18 protein-coding genes are annotated in these 19734 nt (G+C 69.9%); 13 read left to right on the top strand and 5 right to left on the bottom strand.

Annotation, left to right across the window (positions count from 1 at the left end; all coding sequences use genetic code 11):
• Positions 1 to 4 precede the first annotated feature (4 nt).
• From ACSG06_RS19540 to ACSG06_RS19530, 3 genes are all read right to left on the bottom strand, one after another.
• Positions 5 to 1420 carry a ribonuclease H-like domain-containing protein gene (locus ACSG06_RS19540; RefSeq protein ID WP_440991971.1) on the bottom strand — a complete coding sequence of 472 codons (1416 nt, stop codon included), beginning with the start codon at positions 1418 to 1420 and terminating at the stop codon, positions 5 to 7.
• Between the two features lie 115 nt (positions 1421 to 1535).
• Complete coding sequence (locus ACSG06_RS19535) at positions 1536 to 3614, bottom strand: CARDB domain-containing protein (protein WP_440991970.1); 2079 nt, start codon at positions 3612 to 3614, stop codon at positions 1536 to 1538.
• Positions 3615 to 3688: 74 nt separating this feature from the next.
• Positions 3689 to 4003, bottom strand: a complete 315-nt coding sequence (locus tag ACSG06_RS19530) for a DUF6788 family protein (protein ID WP_440991969.1) — start codon at positions 4001 to 4003, stop codon at positions 3689 to 3691.
• A gap of 136 nt (positions 4004 to 4139) precedes the next feature.
• On the opposite strand from ACSG06_RS19530, the gene ACSG06_RS19525 reads away from it, so the two are divergent.
• From ACSG06_RS19525 to ACSG06_RS19515, 3 genes are all read left to right on the top strand, one after another.
• Positions 4140 to 5135 (top strand): MBL fold metallo-hydrolase, encoded by a 996-nt coding sequence (locus ACSG06_RS19525; RefSeq protein WP_440991968.1) that lies wholly within the window; start codon positions 4140 to 4142, stop codon positions 5133 to 5135.
• A gap of 116 nt (positions 5136 to 5251) precedes the next feature.
• Positions 5252 to 6445 carry a glycosyltransferase family 2 protein gene (locus tag ACSG06_RS19520; protein WP_440991967.1) on the top strand — a complete coding sequence of 398 codons (1194 nt, stop codon included), beginning with the start codon at positions 5252 to 5254 and terminating at the stop codon, positions 6443 to 6445.
• Positions 6442 to 6639, top strand: a complete 198-nt coding sequence (locus ACSG06_RS19515; protein WP_440991966.1) for a hypothetical protein — start codon at positions 6442 to 6444, stop codon at positions 6637 to 6639. Before ACSG06_RS19520 ends, ACSG06_RS19515 begins: the two co-directional genes overlap by 4 nt.
• Before the next feature lie 3 nt (positions 6640 to 6642).
• Here ACSG06_RS19515 and ACSG06_RS19510 read toward each other — a convergent pair whose 3' ends face one another.
• Positions 6643 to 7416: a CPBP family intramembrane glutamic endopeptidase gene (locus ACSG06_RS19510; RefSeq protein WP_440991965.1), complete on the bottom strand. Its 774-nt coding sequence runs from the start codon at positions 7414 to 7416 to the stop codon at positions 6643 to 6645.
• Between the two features lie 54 nt (positions 7417 to 7470).
• On the opposite strand from ACSG06_RS19510, the gene ACSG06_RS19505 reads away from it, so the two are divergent.
• The 8 genes from ACSG06_RS19505 (at position 7471) to ACSG06_RS19470 (ending at position 14628) form a co-directional block, all read left to right on the top strand.
• Complete coding sequence (locus ACSG06_RS19505) at positions 7471 to 7920, top strand: DUF1616 domain-containing protein (RefSeq protein WP_440991964.1); 450 nt, start codon at positions 7471 to 7473, stop codon at positions 7918 to 7920.
• A 102-nt stretch (positions 7921 to 8022) separates the two neighbouring features.
• Positions 8023 to 8241 carry a hypothetical protein gene (locus ACSG06_RS19500; RefSeq protein ID WP_440991963.1) on the top strand — a complete coding sequence of 73 codons (219 nt, stop codon included), beginning with the start codon at positions 8023 to 8025 and terminating at the stop codon, positions 8239 to 8241.
• Positions 8242 to 8251: 10 nt separating this feature from the next.
• Positions 8252 to 8782, top strand: coding sequence for a hypothetical protein (locus tag ACSG06_RS19495; RefSeq protein WP_440991962.1), 531 nt, complete (start codon positions 8252 to 8254; stop codon positions 8780 to 8782).
• The gene (locus tag ACSG06_RS19490; RefSeq protein WP_440991961.1) at positions 8773 to 9921 is read left to right on the top strand and encodes a glycosyltransferase family 4 protein; all 1149 of its coding nucleotides are present in this window, start codon (positions 8773 to 8775) and stop codon (positions 9919 to 9921) included. The genes ACSG06_RS19495 and ACSG06_RS19490 overlap by 10 nt, the downstream gene beginning before the upstream one ends.
• 42 nt (positions 9922 to 9963) lie before the next feature.
• The gene (locus ACSG06_RS19485) at positions 9964 to 10902 is read left to right on the top strand and encodes an NAD-dependent epimerase/dehydratase family protein (RefSeq protein ID WP_440991960.1); all 939 of its coding nucleotides are present in this window, start codon (positions 9964 to 9966) and stop codon (positions 10900 to 10902) included.
• Positions 10899 to 12218, top strand: coding sequence for a sulfatase family protein (locus ACSG06_RS19480; protein WP_440991959.1), 1320 nt, complete (start codon positions 10899 to 10901; stop codon positions 12216 to 12218). The genes ACSG06_RS19485 and ACSG06_RS19480 overlap by 4 nt, the downstream gene beginning before the upstream one ends.
• Positions 12215 to 13528 (top strand): glycosyltransferase family 4 protein, encoded by a 1314-nt coding sequence (locus tag ACSG06_RS19475; RefSeq protein WP_440991958.1) that lies wholly within the window; start codon positions 12215 to 12217, stop codon positions 13526 to 13528. The genes ACSG06_RS19480 and ACSG06_RS19475 overlap by 4 nt, the downstream gene beginning before the upstream one ends.
• A complete protein-coding gene (locus ACSG06_RS19470; protein ID WP_440991957.1) occupies positions 13522 to 14628 on the top strand; it encodes a Gfo/Idh/MocA family protein in 1107 nt (368 codons plus the stop codon). Before ACSG06_RS19475 ends, ACSG06_RS19470 begins: the two co-directional genes overlap by 7 nt.
• A 39-nt stretch (positions 14629 to 14667) precedes the next feature.
• On the opposite strand, the gene ACSG06_RS19465 is transcribed toward ACSG06_RS19470, so the two are convergent.
• Positions 14668 to 16971: a DUF2206 domain-containing protein gene (locus tag ACSG06_RS19465; RefSeq protein ID WP_440991956.1), complete on the bottom strand. Its 2304-nt coding sequence runs from the start codon at positions 16969 to 16971 to the stop codon at positions 14668 to 14670.
• Between the two features lie 151 nt (positions 16972 to 17122).
• On the opposite strand from ACSG06_RS19465, the gene ACSG06_RS19460 reads away from it, so the two are divergent.
• Complete coding sequence (locus ACSG06_RS19460) at positions 17123 to 18337, top strand: glycosyltransferase family 4 protein (RefSeq protein WP_440991955.1); 1215 nt, start codon at positions 17123 to 17125, stop codon at positions 18335 to 18337.
• A gap of 33 nt (positions 18338 to 18370) precedes the next feature.
• A complete protein-coding gene (locus tag ACSG06_RS19455; RefSeq protein WP_440991954.1) occupies positions 18371 to 19684 on the top strand; it encodes a hypothetical protein in 1314 nt (437 codons plus the stop codon).
• Positions 19685 to 19734: the final 50 nt, after the last annotated feature.

Genomic DNA, 19734 nt, shown 5'->3' with positions numbered 1-19734 from the left:
TGTCTCACCAGTCCGAGAGCGTTCCCTGGGTGGTCTCGTCCGTGCCCGCCCCGCCGGTCGCCTCGGAGACGACCCGGCCGCTCTCATCGAGCGCGGTCCAGATCGCCGCGAGCGCGCGCACGTCGTCCTCGCAGTAGGCGTCGAATCGCTCCCAGTCCAGTTCCGTCTCCGGAGATTGGTCGTCCATCCAGGCGCGGTAGGCGCGGGCGACGGCGGCCCCGGTCAGCCCGGTCTGGGTCGACTCGTGGCCGACGGCGGCCGCGACGTCCTCGAGTCTGTTGGTCCGACCGGGGAGGACCGCGTTGTCGTCCCGGACCGCCCACCGGTACGGGTCGAACCGCTCCATCCCGTCCCAGACGGACGCGAACTCGGGGCAGTGCTCGGCGACGTGCTCGTCCAGCACCTGGAAGTCGAACGACCAGCCGTTGTAGGCGACGACGGGCCGGCCGTCGCCCTCGGCGTCGTACCACGAGAGGAACTCGCGGATGGCGCCGCCGGGGTCGTCGGGGTCGCGCTGGACGAACGAACGGTACGTCGCGTCCGCGCCGGCGCCGTCGAGCACGCCCACGAGCCAGGTGATGGTCGGCGAGAGCCCGTCCGTCTCGATGTCGACGAACAGGGGGTCGCCAGGAGGGAGTCGGGCGTCGGTACGCCGGATCACCGCCCCGTCCGTGACTGCCCGGGCGCTCTCGGCGATCCGGTCGGCGGAGGAGTCCCCGAGACCGTCGAGCTCTGCCAGCTCCTCGGCCCCGGCATCGGCGACGGCACGTCGGCTGTCGAGGCCGGCCTCCCTGAGTCGCCGGGCACGTGTGTCGCCGACGCCATCGAGCGCCTGCAGTCCGAGGTTCGAGCGTCGCAGGGAGTGTTCGAGGACCTGCCCGTCGGCCCGGCAGTCGAACGCGACCAGCGGTTCGTCGCCGACACCCGCGTCGGCCCCGGCACCGACGACCCTCAGTCCGTCCCAGTCGCGTCGGTAGCCGGCGGGGAGCCGGGTCGAGAGGTGCACGAACTCGTCGGTTGCGGTGGGACCGACCGCCTCGCGGTACTCGTCCAGGCCCGCGAGCGATGTCGACAGCGCGGCACGGTCGACGTTCAGTGAGAGCAAGCCGGAGAGGACGACGGCCGGTCGGCCGATGTCCAGATCGGCGAGGTCGGCGACCGTCGGCGCGAGCACGAACTGGACGCCGGCTATACGACGGGGGCCACGGACCGGGTCGTGCCCGTTCGGGTCGAAGACGAGCGTGTCGTCGTCGGTCGTGCGCCGGAGTGTGCTGCTCGCCCGGCGGCCCGGCTCTGTCCCGGCCAGGGCGACCACGTCCGGCTCGAAGTACGAGAGCCAGTCGTCGAGCTCCGCGGCCGTGGCTCGCTCGACGAACACCGGGCTCGCGGCGGCGACCCGGGCCGACGCTGGCGACGACATGCGTTGGTCGAACTCGAGTGCTCCAGCGGCATAGGCGTGTCCGTCGATTAGGCTCGGCCCGGGGTGGTGGCGAGTCGGCCGACTCGATTCCGTGGCTGGCAGGGGCAACTGCGACTTAGCTACCGGGGCGACCGGACCGTTCCTCCGTCCGCAGGTCCACATCGTAGCGCTCTCGGCCGCGGGAGAGGCTGACCGAGCCGACGGCGGTTCCGTCCAGGCGAACAGCAGCGGACAGGCCATCGTCGGCCCCGCTCCCGACAAACCGGAGCCGCTGGAGCGCCCCGGAGAGTCCGTGTTCCTCCCTGTGGAGGTAGACGGTCGTCCTGCCAGCAGACCTCCCGAACCAGCGGAATGTCTCGTCGTCGGTCTCCTCCGGGTCGTACACGCCGCTGGCCAGGGCGGCCTCGTCACCGATGGTCCCGATGTCGAGCGTGGTCCCGCCGTCGACCGCCTCCACCCCCACCTCGAAACAGGCGAACGCGAGTTGACGTGCGCTCTCCGGCGGGATGTCGTCGTTCAGTTCGTTCTCCGGTACGGTGCGCTCGAACTCGAGGTCGAGGCGGACGAAGTCGGCCGCGTTCGTCCCGAGCACCTCGGCGAGGTAGAACCAGGCTGGGGCCCGGGAGCCGTCCGGTCTGACGAGGTAGAACCCCAGCACGTCCTCGATATCCGGTCCGTCATCGAACGCGGCCCGGAGCCGCTCTTCGATGTCCGGATCGACCACGACGCGCTCGCCGTCGATGTGGACCTCGTTGTCGTAGGTCGTCCAGAACAGCGTGTACGGTGCCCCCCAGTCGAGTGCCTCCTCGGTGACGCCCCGAACCGCTCGCATGACCGGGTCAACGCCGGACCGTTGGATTGCGCCGCCGTACTCCCCCACGTACACCGTCTTCGCGTCGTCGCCGAGCACTCGACGGACGTAGTCCGTTGGCTCCGGAGCGTGTGACTGCACGTAGTCGAGCGTCTCGCGGACAGATCGTCTCGCTTCCTCGTTCAATCGGGGGTACGAACCCAGATGGCCACAGAGGCCCCACGCCGAGTAGGAGACGAGGTCGACGTCGAGGTCGCCGAGGATGGTGTTGACGATCCACCCCTCGCCGTCGGTCATCGCCTGCCGGACCCGGTTGATCTCGCACGCGCCGAGCACGGCGACGTCGCTCTCGACCTCCGCCCTGGCACGGGCGATGCCCCGTTGACGGGCGTTGAACCATCGCTTCGCACGGTCGAGTACGTCGGGGTCGGGTGGGCCCTCCCGCCCGGCGCCGCCGACGACGATCCAGTCGCCCTCCCAGTTCTGCAGGACGAACTCCAACCCGGTCCCATCGTACGTCTCCAGCAGGTGGCGCGTGATGTCGTAGAACGCCTCGGTCTCCATCTCGGCGTACTCCTCGGAGAACTCGTGGTAGAAGTACCCGCCCCCGCCGGTGGCTCGCGCCTGCGTGTAGGCGTTCCCGGTGAAGACGTAGGTGTCGAAGTCGCGCCCGAAGAGCTCGCGGTACCGGGGATGCTGGAACACCTCGACGATGGAGTCGAACGACGGCCAGTCGACGAAGGGGTACTGGAGGTCGGGGTCGTCCATCCACCCCTTGAACACGCGACTGCCCAGCGATTCCAGGCTGCTCGCCCCGTCGTTGACCGTGTCGAGCGACTCGTCGACCCGGTACTTGGGACCGGTGTATGAAGCACCGACCCGTCGCGGGAGCGACCGGTCCCCGACCGGGTCGCCTTCGACATCGGTCGCCGGGACGACCGTCAGCTCACCGACCACCTCGCCGTTCAGGGTCAATGCAGTCGTTCGGTCCGCAGGGGATTCGTCGAGAGTCCCCTGTAGCTGCACGCTCGTGGAGGCCCCGCCGTCGAGTGTCACCGACGCCGTGTCGACCTCGTCGCGGCCGATGCCGAGCGCGAGACTGACGGCCCCGGCGCCGTCCCCCGTGTTCTCCACGTCGACGGTGACGGTCACGGTGTCGCCGACGGATGCCTCCCCGGGGTGCGATACCGATGTCGTGAACGACGGTTGCCCACCTGCGGTCGTCTCCCGTGACGGACCGCGCGTGGTCTGTTCGGGGGTCGTTTCGGGGGTCGTCCGTTCGCTTCCGGACGACCGATCCCGTGAGGAGCAGCCAGCGAGGGCAGCAGACAGCCCGAACGCAGAGAGATGTTTCAGATACGCGCGACGCCGTTGGTCTGTCACGACAGGGGCGTCGTCTCAGTGCCGGATATGTCTTTTTGCCGACGGCAACGGCTCCACCCTGAGGACTCGCGACCTCACTCGTCGACCGGCGCGTGGTACTTCGACTTCACCCGGTCGCCCTCGCGCCACTGCCAGTAGTAGTAGCGGTTCTCGTTGATGGTCTTCGTGGTGAGGCTGGCCTTCGCGGGCACCTCTGCCGGCCGGCTGATCGGCTCCGGCGGTGCCTCCCCGCTGTCGCCGTCGTCGAGCCGCGACTCGCGTTCTCGGTAGGTCGCCAGTGCGAACGCGTAGTTCGCCGCCTCGCGCAGCTGCGTCGGCGAGCAGTCCTCGAGGCTCTCGACGAGTTCGGGCGGTATCTCCGCGGGTGGGGTGGGTGGTTCGAACGGCATCTGGGGCGCCTCCGTTATCCAACGGACCGGCTCCACTTCGCTATGTTGGTTAATTCAGCCGTACTGTGCACACCTCCCACAGCAGGACCGGATGACGACAACCTAAGGCCCCTCGCCCCCTTCCGACGCAGTAGCCGTGCACAGGGTACAACTGGACAACAGGGAGTTCGAAGGGGCGAACGCGGTCTACCTGCTCGGGGCCGGGGACGACGGCCCGACCACGCTGGTCGACACCGCGACCGCCCAGCCGGTCGTACGGACGGCGCTGGCGGACGAACTCGCCGCAGTCGGCGTCTCGGTGGCCGATATCGACCAGGTGCTGCTCACGCACTTCCACGGCGACCACGCCGGCGGGGCGGGTGCTGTCCAGGCCGCGAGCGACGCCGTGGTCCGCGTCCACGAGGCCGACGCGCCGCTCGTCACGCGCGACCCGACGGCACTCGCCGAGTACGAGGACCGGCATGCAGCGCTGTTCGACCGGTGGGGGATGCCAGAGTCTGCGGCGGCGGAGCTCCGAGCGAGCCTCGCCGACGACGCGCTCTGGTCCGACAGCGACGCCGACGTCGAGCCGTTCACCGACGGGGAACGATTCGCCGTCGGCGACCGTACGGTCGAGGTCTGGCACCTCCCCGGGCACACCGTCGGCCAGTGCGGCTTCGTGCTCGACGACGGCGACGAACGGGCGCTGTTCAGCGGCGACGCGCTGCTCCCGAAGTACACGCCCAACGTCGGTGGCGCGGACGTCAGGGACGAGGACGCGCTGCAAAACTACCTCGACGCACTCGTCCGCATCGTCGAGGGCGGGTTCGACGTCGCCTACCCCGGCCATCGGGAACCCATCGAAGAGCCCGCCGAGCGGGCGCGACACATCCTGGACCACCACCGGGAGCGCACCGGTCGCGTCGTCGACGTGCTCGCCGAACACGGCCCGGCCGACGCGTGGACCGTGAGCGCACACCTGTTCGGCGACCTCGCCGGCATCCACATCCTCCACGGTCCCGGTGAGGCGTACGCGCACCTCGAACATCTCCGGACTGCCGACCACGTGGCGGTCTCGGACAGCGAGTACGAGCTCCTCGACGGGGAGCCCGATGTCGACGCCCTGTTCCCGCAGCTTGGCGGGATCCACTGAAAGCACGCGACCGCTTCCCCCCGACTAATCGGGGCGTACTCGGTGGAAGCCGACCGTTTCCAGAGTTCCAGCTGGCTAACGAAGTACCGACCCAGCGTAGCGGCATCGGTACCACAATGTCCGAGCCGTCACCGGAGCGGGCCGTCCGGGACGCCGACTCCCTGCTGCTCCCGCGCCACAGCGAGCAGACCCCCACCGTCAGTTTCGTCATGCCCACCATGGACGAGGAGGAGGGGATCGCGGAGTGCATCGAGTGGGCGAAGACCGCGCTGGCCGAGCTGGACGTGACCGGCGAGATCGTCGTCAGCGACAGCTCGACCGACCGGACCCCGGAGATCGCCCGCGAGCACGGCGCCATCGTCGTCACGCCGGACCGGCGCGGCTACGGCTACGCCTACCGGTACGCCTTCGAGCAGGTCCGCGGCGAGTACGTCGTCATCGGGGACGCGGACACGACCTACGACTTCCGCGAGCTCCCGAAGCTGCTGTCGCTGGTCCAGTCCGGCGAGGCCGACATGGCGATGGGCAGCCGGCTGAACGGCGACATGGAGAGCGGTGCGATGCCGGCGCTCCACCGCTACGTCGGCAACCCGCTCCTGACCCGGTTCCTCAACGTGTTCTACGGGACCGACATCAGCGACGCCCACAGCGGCTTCCGCGTCATCTCGCGTGACGCCCTGGAGGAGCTCGACCTGCGGACCGACGGGATGGAGTTCGCGAGCGAGATGATAATGAAGGCCGCCTCCACCGGGCTGGAGATACGGGAGGTGCCCATCACGTACCGCGAGCGCACCGGTGACGCGACGCTGGAGAGCTTCCGCGACGGCTGGCGACACGTCCGCTTCATGCTGGTCAACGCCCCCGACTACCTGTTCACCATCCCGGCGGTCGTGACCGGTACCGCGGGGCTCGGCCTGCTGGGGGCGGTCGCCGCCGACGGCACGATCGCGTCCCTCGGGCTGGGCGCCCGGGCGGTCGTCGTCGGCTGTCTCCTGCTCATCGTGGCGCACCAGACGGCGGTGCTGGCGACCACGAGCGCCATCGTCGCGAACCCCATCCGGCGGCCGTCGGACCCCCTCACGAGATTCGTCACCGAGCGGTTCAGGCTCGAACACGGCCTCGCGCTGGGCGCCGTGCTGTTGGTCGTCGGTGGGACCTACACCGCGGTCAACGCGGTCGGCTGGCTCAACGGCGACAGCGTCCCGCTCTCCGCGGTCGACACCGTCGCGTTCACCGTCCTGGTCCTCGGTGTCCTCACCGTGTTCGACTCCTTCTTCCTGAGCGTGCTCGGGGAGCGTGAGTCGCCGTGATCCCGCTCCAGTCGGCGCCCGACGGCGGCGTCTACGTCGCCCTCGGCCTGCTCGTCCTGCTCGCGGTGCTCTCGGTGCGACAGACGGAGGGGGCACACGACCTCGGTGTGGAGCGGCTCGCCCCGCTCATCCCGCTGCTGGTCGCCTTCGGCTCCCTCGTGCTCTTCCTCGCCGTCACCGGGGTCGGCCAGTAGCGCTCAGAACAGGACCGGGGCGACGACCAGCCCGGAGACGATGCCGGCGTGGAGCGCGACCGCCGTCACGGTGTCGCCGGTCCACTCGTACGCCAGCCCGAGGACGAGCCCGGCGGCGAGCGCGAGCGACACCGACCGGAACTGGCCCGTCGCCGGCGCGGCGACAGCGTAGAGGAGAGTCGTCCCGACGAACGCCGACACGGGCTCGAACGAGCGACGAAGCGCGGGGTAGAGCAGTCGTCGGAAGAGCAGCTCCTCGACCAGCACCACCAGCGGGACCAGTACGACGAACACCACCAGCGCCGGGAGCGACGCGGGGAAGCCGAACGAGGCCGGCGAGCCCCCGAGGCCCGCCACGGCGAGGGCGCCGAAGCCGAAGCCGAGGACGCCCGCGGCGCTCGCCAGGACGAGGTTCGTCGGTTTGTCCACGACGCCGACGGTGTCCGCGTCCAGGAGCACGAGCGCCGCGAGGAACGTCCCGACGTAGGCGACCACGACCGGCTGGACACCGGCGATGTCGGGCGCGCCGACGGTCACGAGCCGACACGAGGCCAGCGTCGCCGGCACGAGCAGGACCCGGTGCTCCCTGGAGCCGGTCCCGGCGACCGCGGCGAGCGCGAGCACCAGGACGTAGCCGAACAGGCCGGTCTCGACCGGTCCGACCACGACGAACAGCTCGCTGACGAGCAGCCCGAGGACGGTCGCGACGAGCAGTGGGCGGGCGTTACGACGCCGCATCGCCGCACCCGCGTCGAGCGGAGGGAGGTCGGCTGACATACGGTATACGGTGTTCTTACTATTGGGCGCTGCACCCTTCAAGCTTCACCGTGGATGGCCCACGACCGGACACACGTAGAGGCGGTTCTGCTCGCCACGAGCCTGTTCCTCCTGCTCGCGACAGCCAGCGCCATCGCGCTCGTCCAGCCCGTCGGCCCCGACAGACCCACGGAGCTCGCACTGGTCGACGACACGGGGACAGCCGCCGGCTATCCGACCGAGCTGGCGGTCGGTGAGGCGGGACAGACGGTCGTCGAGATCACGAACAACGCGGACGAACAGCGGCGCTACACCGTGGTCGCGACGTTCGACGACGAGTCGGTCAGCAGCGGCACGGTCACGGTCGGCGCCGGCTCCCAGCGCCGCTTCCCGGTCAGCTTCACCCCCGACGGGCCACCCGGACGGTACCGGTTCGCGGTCAGGCTCTGGACCGGGACCGACACCACCGGACCACCCGACCTGGAGGTCAGGCTCTGGGTGACGGTGACCGGACCCGAGGGGTGAGCCGACGCCGGTCGCAGCCGCCGACCGCCACCGCGTAACTCCCACGTACCACGGGAAGGGGCAGTATTACGAAGCCCTCGCTGTGCCCTCTTCCGGCAACCCATGCCCGACAGCAGAGACGTCCGTCTCTCCCCGTCGGTGGCGGACCGCATCGACGATCGACTCCCACACACCGAGTTCGAATCGGTCGACGCGTACGTCGACTACGTCCTCACCGTCGTCCTCGACGAGGTCGAGACGGACGACCGGACGACCGATGCCGAGGTGGACGAGCAACAGGTACGGGACCGGCTCGAGTCGCTCGGGTACCTCGAATCGTGAGGCCCCCACGATGGACCTGCTGACACACGTCGGTCTGCCGCTGGCCGCGACCGTCGCCATCGCGCCGAGCGTGCTCCGGTCGCCGCCGATGCTCGCGACGAGCGCGTTCACGCTGGTCCCGGACGCGGACAAGCTGTTCGGCACCGGGGGGTACTTCCAGTCGCTGCTCCTGCTCGTCCCCCTCTCGCTGGCGCTGTTCGGCGCCGAGCAGGTGCTCCGCGGGACACGGGTGCTTGCGACGCTCGCGACGGCGTTCCTCGCGAGCCACCTCGTGCTCGACCTGCTCGACGGGGGGCCGGTGACGCTGCTGTACCCCGTCGTCGAGAGCGGGATCGGGTTGCAGTTCCCCGCCGTCATCACGTTCTGGAACGGGCCGCTCCCGGTGTCGGTCCACGGCCCGCTGGTGAGTCTCGAGGCCGCACCGATCCGGACCGAGGGGCGCGAGTACCCGTTCATCCAGGGCTTCGGGGTCGCGAGCGTGCTCCTGTTCGCGACCGTCGCCGCTGGCCGGCACTACTTCGAGGAGGACCCATGCGCGTAGCGTACGTCTACGACGCGGTGTACCCGTGGGAGAAGGGCGGCGCACAGAAGCGCGTCTGGGAGATCGCCCGCCGCATGGCCGACGACCACGACGTCCACCTCTACGGGATGCACTACTGGGACGGCCCCAGCGTGATGGAGCGCGAGGGCGTCACCTTCCACGGCGTCTGCGAGCCGATGGACCTGTACACCGACGGGCGACGCTCCATCCCGCAGGCCATGCGGTTCGCCGCCGCGGTCGGCACGCCGCTGCTGCGGGAGTCGTTCGACGTGGTGGACTGCCAGCAGTTCCCGTACTTCCCGCTGTTCGCCGCGAAGCTCCACGACATGCTCGGGCGGTCCCGGATGGTCGCCACCTGGTACGAGGTCTGGGGGCCGTACTGGAACGAGTACGTCGGCTGGAAGGGCTACGGCGGCCGGCTCGTCGAGCGCGTGAGCGTCGACCTGCCGCCGCACGTCATCGCCATCTCGGACGCCATCCGCGACGACCTCCGCGGGATCGGCCGCGACCGCGGGGTCTCCGTCGTCCCGAACGGCGTCGACTTCGAGCGACTCCGGGCCATCGAGCCGGTCGACACCCCCTACGAGCTCGCCTACGTGGGACGGCTCTCCGAGCACAAGCACGTCGACTGGCTGCTCGACGCGCTGGCCCAGCTGCGGGACGACATCGGTCGGGTCCCGAGGACGGTCGTCGTCGGCGACGGGCCGGAGCGCGAGGCACTGACGGCCCACGCCGAATCGGTCGGCGTCGCCGACGCGGTGGACTTCCTCGGCTTCGTGGAGGCCGACGAGGACGTCATCGCGAACCTCGCGGCCGCCGACGCGTTCGTCCTCCCGTCCATCCGCGAGGGGTTCCCGAACACCATCCTGGAGGCCGCAGCCTGTGGCGTCCCGAGCATCGTCGTCGACGCACCGGAGAACGGCAGCACGGCCGTCGTCGAGGACGGCGAGACCGGCTACATCACGGGACAGGGGCCGGGACCCATCGCCGACGCCATCGGGCGGGTCGTCACGGACGTGACCGAGCGCGAGCGCCTGTCGCGGAACGCCCGGGAGTTCGGCCGCCGTCACGACTGGCAGGCCATCGTCGACCGGGTAACACGGGTCTACTCCGGCGTTCTCGCCGAATCCGCCAGGTAGCACGCGTATACTCAAACAGCCGGTTGCGGAATGAACGCTCGAATGAGCCAGTCAGCAAAGCGCGTCCTCGTGACCGGCGGCGCCGGCTTCGTGGGCACGCAGTTCGTCACCGACCTCGTCGAGGCGGGCCACGACGTCCGCGTCGTCGACGACTGCTCCGTCGGCAGCGCGGACCGACTCCCCTCGGGCGTCCCGCTCGACAGGATCGACGTCCGGTCCCGCGAACTCGAGCCGGTCCTCCAGTCGTTCGACCCGCACGTCGTCGTCCACCTGGCGGCGATCCACTACGTGCCGTACTGCGACGAGCACCCCGGCGAGACGTACGACGTGAACGTCCTCGGGACGCGGACGCTGCTCGACGCCGCCCGTACCCTCGAAACCCTGGAGACGCTCGTCAACGTCTCGTCGGCTGCCGTCTACCCACCCATCGACGAACCGCTCTCCGAGGACGTCAGACCCGGTCCGATGGACCCCTACGGCAAGTCGAAGCTGGTCGCCGAGGAGCTCGTCGAGCTGTTCGACCAGCGCAGCGACGTCGACACCGTCTCGGCCCGGCTGTTCAACGTCTACGGCCCCGGGGAGACGAACCCGCACCTCATCCCGGCCATCCTCGAGCAGCTCCGGGACGGCAGCCGGACGGTCGAGCTCGGGAACCTGACGCCGCGGCGCGACTACATCCACGTCACCGACGTGAGCCGCGGGCTCCAGCAGCTCGTCGAACACGCCGACGAGGCCCCGGCCGCACTGAACATCGGAACGGGTGAGGCGTACTCGGTCCGTGCGGTCGTCGAGGCCGTCTCGATGGCCCTCGGCGCGGACATCGAGGTGACACAGGACGAGGAGCGGGTCCGTGCGTCGGACCGTCCCCACCTCCAGGCCGACATCAGCCGGACGACCGCGGTGACGGGCTGGGAGCCGACGGTCGGGCTCGTCGACGGACTGGAGTCGCTGCTCGCCAGGGACGAGGTCGAGGCGACGTGAGCGGTCGGAACGTCGTCCTCCTCACGTTCGACAGCGTCCGTGCGGACCACTGCGGCTTCGGCGGCTACGACCGCGACACCACGCCGACGCTCGACCGGCTGGCGGCCGACGGGACCACGTACGAGAACGCCATCGCCCCGGCCTCGCGGACGAACCCCTCGATGGCCGGCATCCTCACCGGCGAACCCCTCGTCGTCCGCGAGCGCGTCTCGGACCCGCGGCACTCCCGGAGCCACCTCCGGCGGCACGGCACCGTCGCGGAGTCGCTCGCCGAGCGGGGCTACGCCACCGCCGCGTTCAACCCCAACGCGTACGCCTCCCGGTACTACGGCTTCGACCGTGGATTCGACCACTACGAGGACTTCCTGTTCACCTCGGACTGGTACCAGTGCGTCTTCTCGAACCACCTGGGGAGCTCCAGCGCGTTCACCGCGCTGCGGAACGCCCGGAACTTCGTCCGCCGGCAGGAGGCGTTCAAGACCTGGGATACGTACGTCGACGACATCGAGGACTGGGTGCGCTCGCTGGACGACGACGAACCGTTCTTCCTGTGGGCGTTCTCGCTCGACACCCACTTCCCGTACATCACGCCACGGGGCCATCGCCGCTGGTCGGGCACGCTCGACCAGTACCGTTACAACTGGCTCTGCAACCGCATCATGGACGAGACGGGACTGGACCTGTCCGACTCGCAGGTCCAGCATATCATCGACCTGTACGACGACGCCCTGCGGTACGGCGACCGGTTCGTCGCCGAGCTGCGCGACCGGCTGGCCGAGTTCGACCCGGTCTTCGTCGTCCACGCCGACCACGGCGAGGCGTTCTGCGAGCGCGGCGTCTACGGTCACCTGTTCGCCGACCTCTACGAGGAGAACGTCCACGTGCCGCTGGTCGTCGACGGACCGGGGGTCGAATCACGGACGGTGACGGACCCCATCTCCCTGGCCAGCATCCCCGCGGTCGTCGACGCCGCGAGCCGCGGCGCGGCTCTCCCGGACGGCGACGACTGGGCGGTGGCGACGGAGTACGACGGCAGGCTCGGCCGGAACCTCACGGCGGTCCGCACGCGCGACCGGAAGTACCTCCAGGTCGACACGGACGACGGCAGCCGTCGGGAGTGCTACGACCTCGCCGCGGACCCGGGCGAACGGACGAACCTGTACGGGGACGGGGAACCGACGACGGAGTTCCTCGAAGCCCTCGCCCGCCGTCGACTCGCGCACGAACGGGAACAGCTCGCCATCCGCGACGCGGCGGTCGAGATCGACGACACCGGCCCGCGACGGGCCGTCGCCCCACGAGGAGGCCCGGGATGAAGGTCCTCGTCGTCTCCACGGCCGAACTCGGCGTGAAACACGTCGTCCACGACGTGCTGTCGGCCCTGGTGAGCGACGACGACCACGACAACGAGTACCACTACCTGACCCGGCCGTCGATGCCGGTCCCCGAAGGCGTGACGGCGAGCACGCTCGGGTCGGCGGCCATCACTGACCGTCTCCGCGACGTCGAACCGGCTTACCTCGGCTACGCCATCTTCGGCTTCTGGGTCCGGGCGTACCGCCGACTCGCCCGGGAGCACGCCGAGTACGACGCGGTCTGGCTGCACAACCCGCGGCTCCTGCCGCTGCTCCCCGACGCGGTCGCCGACCACTGCCTGGTCACCTACCACAACCACCTCCGCGGGGCCAAGGCGGCGTACCACGACGGGCTCGCCCGTGTCTACTACCGGTTGTTCGGTGCCGTCGAGCGCCGTGGAATCCACGCGAGTCCGGCGTTGCGCTACACGGGGGTGGCCCGCGACGTGGTCGGCGAGCTCCGGGCGGCCGGCGTCCCGCCGGAGCGGGTCCGATACGTCGGCAACGGCGTGGACGTCGAGCGGTTCGCCCCGGCGCGGGTCGCCGACCTCGACGGGGGGCGGTACCCGATGCTGGCGACGCCTCGCGTCGAGCGCATCGTTCCCGAACCCGACGGCGGCGGTCGGGGTGTCTACCCACCGGACGAACCATTCGACGGCGACGGCGGTGACGAGGACGGCGAGGACGGGGACGACGAGGACCGCTCGCCGGTTCCATCGGGCCGGGAGCCGGTCAGACTGCTCTCGCTCGGCAGCCTGACCGAACAGAAGCGGCCGCTGACGCTGCTGCGGTTCTACGAGACGCTCCGCCAGCGGGCCGGGGTCGACTGCTCGCTCGTCGTCGCGGGTGACGGCCCCCGCCGGGCCGCAGCCGAGCGATTCGTCGACGAGCGTGCCCTTCCGGACGTGCACTTCCTCGGGTTCGTCGACGAGGACCAGAAGCCAGCGATCTACGCCGCGGCGGACTACTTCGTCCTGCCGTCGCGATACGAGGGCGAGCCGCTGGCGCTGTACGAGGCGCTGGCGTCCGGGCTACCCGCGCTCGTCTCGGACCTCCCCGTGCATCGGTTCGTCGACGAGGCGGCCTGCGGTCGGGTGCTGGAGTTCGACGACCCGGCGGCGGCCGCCTCCTCGGCTGCAACGTACCTCGAACGACCGAACACCAGAGACGCGATGAACGCACGAACCTACGCCACAGAACACCTGAGCTGGGAATCGAGAGCGAACGCCTACCGCGACGAACTCCGCTTCGTGGGTGGTCTGCCGTGCTGACGGTCGGCATCGTCGGCTGCGGCAAGGCGTCGAAGCAGTACCACTTCCCCGTCGTCGAGGCTCTGGACCGGGTCGAACTCGCGTGGGTCTGCGACCTCGACACCGAGACGGCCCGGGCTGCCGGCGTCGAGCACGACGTGCCCTGGTACGACGACGTCGACGAGGCGTACGAGAGCCTCCCCGACATCGTCCACGTGAACACGCCGGTGTTCACCCACGCGGAGCTGACGAAGCGGGCGCTCCACGGTGGCTCGCACGTCCTCGTTGAGAAGCCCATGGCGATGACGGTCGCGGAGTGCGAGCAGATGCAGGCGGCCGCCGAGGAGACCGGCAGGAAGCTCTGTGTCGTCCACAACAACCTCTTCTTCGACCCGATGCGCGCCGTCATGGAGCGGGTCGCCGACGGGAAGTACGGCGACCTGGTCACCGTCCGCTCGTTCCTCGGTGGCCAGCCGAACCCGGATGCGCCCCACCGCGGCTGGACGGACGACTCCCACGGCGGCCCCATCGGCGACCGGCTCCCGCACCCGATCTACCTCGTCACGCACTTCATGGACGACGTGTCGGACGCGGACGTGACCATCACGAGCACGACGGACGACGGCGACGTCCTCGGGGTGACCGTGGCGCTCTCGCAGGACGACCGGGTCGGCCTGAGCGGGACCATCACGGCCTCCGAGCACGCCATCCCGTCGAAGCGCGCGACGGTCATCGGCGAGGACCGGCTCGCCGTCGTCGACCTGTTCAACTACGCCGCCGTCGAGTACAGCACGGTCGACCGCTCGGCGGTCTCCATCGTCGCCGACAACGCGAGGGCCGCGGGGCAGCTGGTCACCAGCACGGTCGGCAACGTGCTGGGCTACGCCCTGGACCAGCGCGGCCCGGGGAGCAAGTACGCGGCGCCCGGGCACTACGCACTCGTCGAGCAGTTCGTCGACGCCATCGTCCACGACCGCGAGCCGCCGGTCACCGCCGCGGACGGCATCAGGTGCGTGACGCTGCTCGAACGCATCGAGGCGGCACGCGAGGAACAGGCGGTCGGTGCGATGCGGGCCGACGGCGAGGGTGCCGACGAACCGAGCGACGGTGCGGACGGCTGACCGCGACCGCCGCCCTCCCAGCGTGCTTCGTCGTCGGTGTCAACCACCACACGCCGGTTCCCTCGTCGGTATCCCGTCGCTGTAGTACACCGACGATATGCCGTTGTCGTACACCCTGGACCGGTCCGGGAGCCGAAGGGTCGACAGGTCCGTGAACCGGATGTACGGGTACGACCCCTCGGAGCTGTAGACGAGGTTGATCTGTCCCTCGCGGTGCTGGTACTCGGAGTCGATGAAGTAGCCGCGGGTGGTCCGGTACTCCTCGCACGTGAACGGCTGGTAGGGCGGCCCCGGCGGGTGGTACGTCCCGTACTGCGTGGAGACGAGGTTCGCCTCGTAGCCGCCGTGGCGGATGCCGGAGAACATGGTGGTCCCGGCCGCGCGGTGGTCGATCGCCCAGCGTGTCGCCGCGACGTCCGGCGGCGGCGTGAAGCTCCGGTAGTAGTGGTACACCTCGCGCTCGGTGCCGTCCTCGAGGATGTACTCGCGGTCGAAGTGCGGCTGGGGCGAACGGTCGTGCGTGACGGCGGCCGACATGACGCCCGCGTTCACCAGCAGCATCCCCGCGAACGCCACCGCGAGCAGGGAGTCCGACGGCGGCGCCGGCAGCGAGGTCCGGTTGCCGAACAGCCAGGTGAGGAACCGCCGTGCCTCGGCGACGCCGAAGACGACGATGAACGGCCCCGCTACGGCGTAGATGCGTGCCACGCCGACGATGGAGACGGGCGTGAACGAGACGAACAGGAGCATGGCGCCACCGACGGCGAAGGCGACGGCGACGGGGTGGACGACCGCGTCGTCGGGGGCTGTCGAACGCCGGAGCGAGTCGAGCCAGGGGAACCGGTCGCCGAGCAGCCGGGAGAGCACCGGGGCGGCCAGCAGGGTCCGGGCGAGTCCGATGCCCCCGAGCAGCGTCAGGCCGATGAACTGGGCCTTGATGAGCTGGAACGTCAACGAGTCGCCCTGCGGTCGGGTGACCGCCTGCACGCTGTTGGACTCGCTGGAGAAGAAGTCGGAGAAGCCGAACAGCACGTCCTGGACGAACACCCCGACGAGCTTGTAGAAGTTCGTCCCGGTGGCGGTGAAGAGGTACCACGCGAAGAAGCCGACACCGAGGAACGCGACCGTGGCGAGCGAGAACACCGCCGGCCGGTCGACGTGTGCCCACCCGACAACGTCGTCTGCCCGAGTGAGGACGTACGCCACGCCGGCCAGTCCGAGGAACATCGCGGACACGCCGTAGTGCGAGACGACGATACCGCCGAGGAACAGCACGGAGAGCAGCCCGCGCGCGAGCGGCTGGAGCGACTCGTCGACGACGACCAGGGCGAACGAGAACAGGAAGAAGATGGCGAGCCCGGTCCGCGTGTTCTGGGCGAGCAGGTTGAAGAAGGGGTGCAGGAACAGCAGCACCACCGCAGAGAGCAGCGCGGTCGTGTCGCCGACGTGGCGCCGGTGGAACAGGTAGATCGCGACCGGCGTGAGCGCGAACACGAGCGGGTAGACGAGCTTGATGGCCCAGCGCAACGGCAGTCCCGTCACCGCCGCGACCGTCGGGTGGAAGATGGTCAGACTCAGCAGCGACGCCTTCGTCGCCTCGAAGCCCACGAACCAGCTGTCGTGGGTCAGCGTGAGGTGTCCGAAGAAGTACTCGATGGAGCCATCCCCACCCGAGAAGTACGCCGTCGAGAGCGTGACCTGGTAGAACAGGGCCAGTCCGACACACCAGAGGCCGAGCCAGCGATGCGGGCGTGGCGTGCGGCGGACCACCACCCAGAGCGGGACGAGCGAGACGAGGGCCATCGCCAGCATCCACGGGAGGTTGGTGCCGAGGACGAGGAAAGCGACGGCGGCCAGTGCGGAGAGCAACGGCAGGTGCAGCCCGAACAGCAGGAAGCGGACGTCGCGGTCGTCGAGGACGGCCAGCCGGGGGAACCGCGGCACGGTGCCGGAGAGCCAGACCAGTACCAGCCCGACGAGCCCGAGCGCCGTGAACCCGGCCGCGAGTGTCACCGGGGCGAAGGGTTCGAGCGAGGTGACCGGGTCGAACAGCCCGGTCAGCAGCTCGTTCCCGAGTATCCCGAAGATGAGGACCACCGCGATGCTCGTTCCGACGACGTACACCGCCGACTCGGCGCGGTCGAGACGCACGCCGAGTAGCGAGAGGACGAGCACACCGGGGACCACGAGGACCAGCAGCGTGCCCGCCACCGGCCTGAGCAGCGGCACGTCGCCGACGAAACCGACCACGAATCCCAGCAGTACGGCGGCTATCGCGGCCTCGAACCGTCGCGCCGGGAGGGCGTCGAGTCCACCGTCGACGCCCTCGAACGGGGAGGACATTCGGTGGCCGCACGTTCACCTTCCAGCTACTTCAAGCCAACCAGTCAAACGCCGATATCGACTGTCTTATGCACCCAGTAAGCCCTTTTTACCGAATCAAGATTCGGGTACCGGCTGCATAGCTAATGCCGGTGCGCCGGAACGGCCGGGGGTGACCCGCGGGACCTCGCTCCGACTCCTGGTCGTCTCACCGTCGCACGACGTGTTCGAACCCACGACCGGGACCGGCGCGCGCCTGCACGAACTGGCCTCCCGGCTGGCCGAGCGCCACCGCGTCTCGGTCCTCTGTCCCGTAGAGTTCGCGGCCGAACCGCCGGATTGGGTGGACGAAACGTACGGCTTCGACCGGATCGGACCGGGCTACCTGACGGACCTCAACCCGTTGTTCCTGCGTGCGGTCCGTCGCGCCCTCGACAGCGAGCCGTTCGACGTGCTCCACGTCGCGCTCCCCAAGGGTGTCGTCGCCAGCGAACTCGCCGTCCGGGCAGGCGGCCACGAGGCCGCGGTCGTCTACGCCGCCCAGAACGTCGAGGCCGAGCACGCCCGCGACGTGGACGACCCGACGCTCCCCGTCTACAAACGACTCGTCGGCCCCCGCCTCATCCCGCGCATCGAGCGGCTCTCACTCGCCGCCGCCGACTACGTCACGACGGTCAGCGAGCGCGACCGGGAGACGTTCGTCCGGCAGTTCGGCGTCGACCCCGCCCGGATTCTGGCTGTACCGACCGGGACGACCGTGCCGGAGCCGGCGGCCCTCGCGGACTCGGCCGGGAGACGACGCGAGTTAGAGCTCGACGACCGGCCCACGCTGGTGTTCCACGGCTCGTACTCGCACCCGCCGAACCGGGAGGCCGTTTCGGCGCTCGTGACCCGCGTGCTGCCGGGACTCCGCGACCGCGGCGTCGATGCCCAGTTGCTCCTCGTCGGCGACGGGATGCCGGCGGTCGACGACCCCGCGGTGACCACGGCAGGCTTCGTCGAGGACCTGTACGGAACTCTCGCAGCTGCCGACGTCGCCGTGGTACCTATCCGTCACGGTGGCGGGACGAAGACGAAGGTGTTCGACTACCTCGGCGTCGGCCTGCCGATCGTCACCACCGTGAAGGGCGCGGAGGGGATCGCGCTCGTCGACGGCGACCACGCGCTCGTCGTCGCCGACGTGGACGAGTCGTTCGTGGACGCCGTCGCGCGGGTCGCGACCGACGGTGAGCTCGGCCGACGGCTCGGCGAGGCAGCCCGGAACCTGGCCCGCGAACACTACGCCTGGGAGCGGAGCGTCGACCGGCTCGCGGGGTTCTACGAGGAGGTCGTCGGGCGTCGCCGGCCGGACACCGGGGAGCGAGATAGAGCGCGAACTGTCGGGTAGCAGCTGCTTACTCGGCGTTCCCGGTGCATTCCAATGTCGGTCGGGGGCGAAGCGCCGGGGATGCCAGCAGCAGGCACCGTCGCATTCGCCATCGAGGACACGACCAGCTACAACGCGCTGCGACCGCTCGTCGAGGCCCTCGAAGGCGACGACACCGTCGACTGCGAGGTCCTCTGGCTCGATTCGCTGTACCCGCCGGAGAGCGGTCGCCGCGTCCCGGCCAAGGTCCACCGACGGCACGACCACCGGCTGGCCGAATCGTTCATGAAGCGGGACGAGCCCGTGTTCACCCGGTTCCCCGACGGCCTCCGCGACGCGATGGTACAGAAGCTCCTCGTCGACCGGCTCTCGCACCGGCCGTTCTACGACACCGCGGGCTACCTCGACGCCGCCGACCCGGACGTCCTCGTCGCCGCGATGGACTCCATCCCGTTCCTGCGGCACCTCGTAAGGGACGCCGGCGAGCGCGGCGTCGAGACGCTCGTCCTCCAGCACGGCGTGTACCCGAACAACCTCGACGCGAGCGTGCTGGCGGTGCGCAACGGCGTCCTCTCGCCGAGCTTCGATCCGGTGTTCCCGCCGCTGGAGCGACTGAAGCGACGGCTGCTCTACCCCTACGGTTTCTCCGTCTACACCAACCCCTTCGTCGGCGAAGTCCTGGCGATGGGGACGTTCTTCCAGCGTCGCATCGCCGCACTCCGCGAGGAGTACCCCTGCGACGGCACGACCCCGGTGACGGTCACGGGGTCGCCGGAGTTCGATGGCGGCGTCCAACCGTACGAGCCGCGGACGGACTCGGTGCTCTACCTCTCCCAGCAGACCTACGAGAGCGGCTTCTGGACCGAGGAGAACCTCGACTGGCACGTCGACCGGCTCGGCAGGCTGGACGAGGTCGCCGACGTGACGGTCCGCCCGCACCCGAAGGATTCCGCGGCCAAGATGGACCGCTACCGGGAGCAGGTCGCGGTGTCGTCGGAGCCGAGCCTCGCGGCCGACATCGCGGACTACGACGTCATCCTCGCGAGCCACTCGACCGCGCTCTTCGAAGGGGTCGTCCAGGGGAAGGTCTGTGGCGTCCTGACGGTGCCGTGGGACGACACGGAGACCCACCAGGCGTTCGAGCCGTTCACCCACCGGCACATCGTGCAGGTCCGACCGGGGACCGAGAACCTCGACCGGGCCGCCGCCGAGCGGTCCGTCGAGACCCAGCGGGAGTACCTCCGCCGGTTCTGCTACACGCCCTCGGCGTTCGAGGTCGACGGGTCGAGCTCGACGGAGCTCGTGCTCGACCGGATCCGCGAGCGACTCGGCGACCGGCGACTGGAGCAGGTGCCGGCCACGAGCTAACGACGGCCTACCCTGCCAGCACCCGAATCACGGCCGACTTACTAACCGGA

It is taken from the genome of Haloarchaeobius baliensis (assembly GCF_052060055.1).
Taxonomy (GTDB): Archaea; Halobacteriota; Halobacteria; order Halobacteriales; family Natrialbaceae; genus Haloarchaeobius; species Haloarchaeobius baliensis.
This window is presented reverse-complemented; position numbering and strand designations above follow the sequence as displayed.

Coding starts and splice junctions, on each gene's coding strand:
- ACSG06_RS19510 (WP_440991965.1), bottom strand. CDS start 7,416: ATGTCAGCCGACCTCCCTCCGCTCGACGCGGGTGCGGCGATGCGGCGT.
- ACSG06_RS19500 (WP_440991963.1), top strand. CDS start 8,023: ATGCCCGACAGCAGAGACGTCCGTCTCTCCCCGTCGGTGGCGGACCGC.
- ACSG06_RS19490 (WP_440991961.1), top strand. CDS start 8,773: ATGCGCGTAGCGTACGTCTACGACGCGGTGTACCCGTGGGAGAAGGGC.
- ACSG06_RS19540 (WP_440991971.1), bottom strand. CDS start 1,420: ATGTCGTCGCCAGCGTCGGCCCGGGTCGCCGCCGCGAGCCCGGTGTTC.
- ACSG06_RS19465 (WP_440991956.1), bottom strand. CDS start 16,971: ATGTCCTCCCCGTTCGAGGGCGTCGACGGTGGACTCGACGCCCTCCCG.
- ACSG06_RS19495 (WP_440991962.1), top strand. CDS start 8,252: ATGGACCTGCTGACACACGTCGGTCTGCCGCTGGCCGCGACCGTCGCC.
- ACSG06_RS19485 (WP_440991960.1), top strand. CDS start 9,964: ATGAGCCAGTCAGCAAAGCGCGTCCTCGTGACCGGCGGCGCCGGCTTC.
- ACSG06_RS19530 (WP_440991969.1), bottom strand. CDS start 4,003: ATGCCGTTCGAACCACCCACCCCACCCGCGGAGATACCGCCCGAACTC.
- ACSG06_RS19505 (WP_440991964.1), top strand. CDS start 7,471: ATGGCCCACGACCGGACACACGTAGAGGCGGTTCTGCTCGCCACGAGC.
- ACSG06_RS19455 (WP_440991954.1), top strand. CDS start 18,371: ATGTCGGTCGGGGGCGAAGCGCCGGGGATGCCAGCAGCAGGCACCGTC.
- ACSG06_RS19475 (WP_440991958.1), top strand. CDS start 12,215: ATGAAGGTCCTCGTCGTCTCCACGGCCGAACTCGGCGTGAAACACGTC.
- ACSG06_RS19520 (WP_440991967.1), top strand. CDS start 5,252: ATGTCCGAGCCGTCACCGGAGCGGGCCGTCCGGGACGCCGACTCCCTG.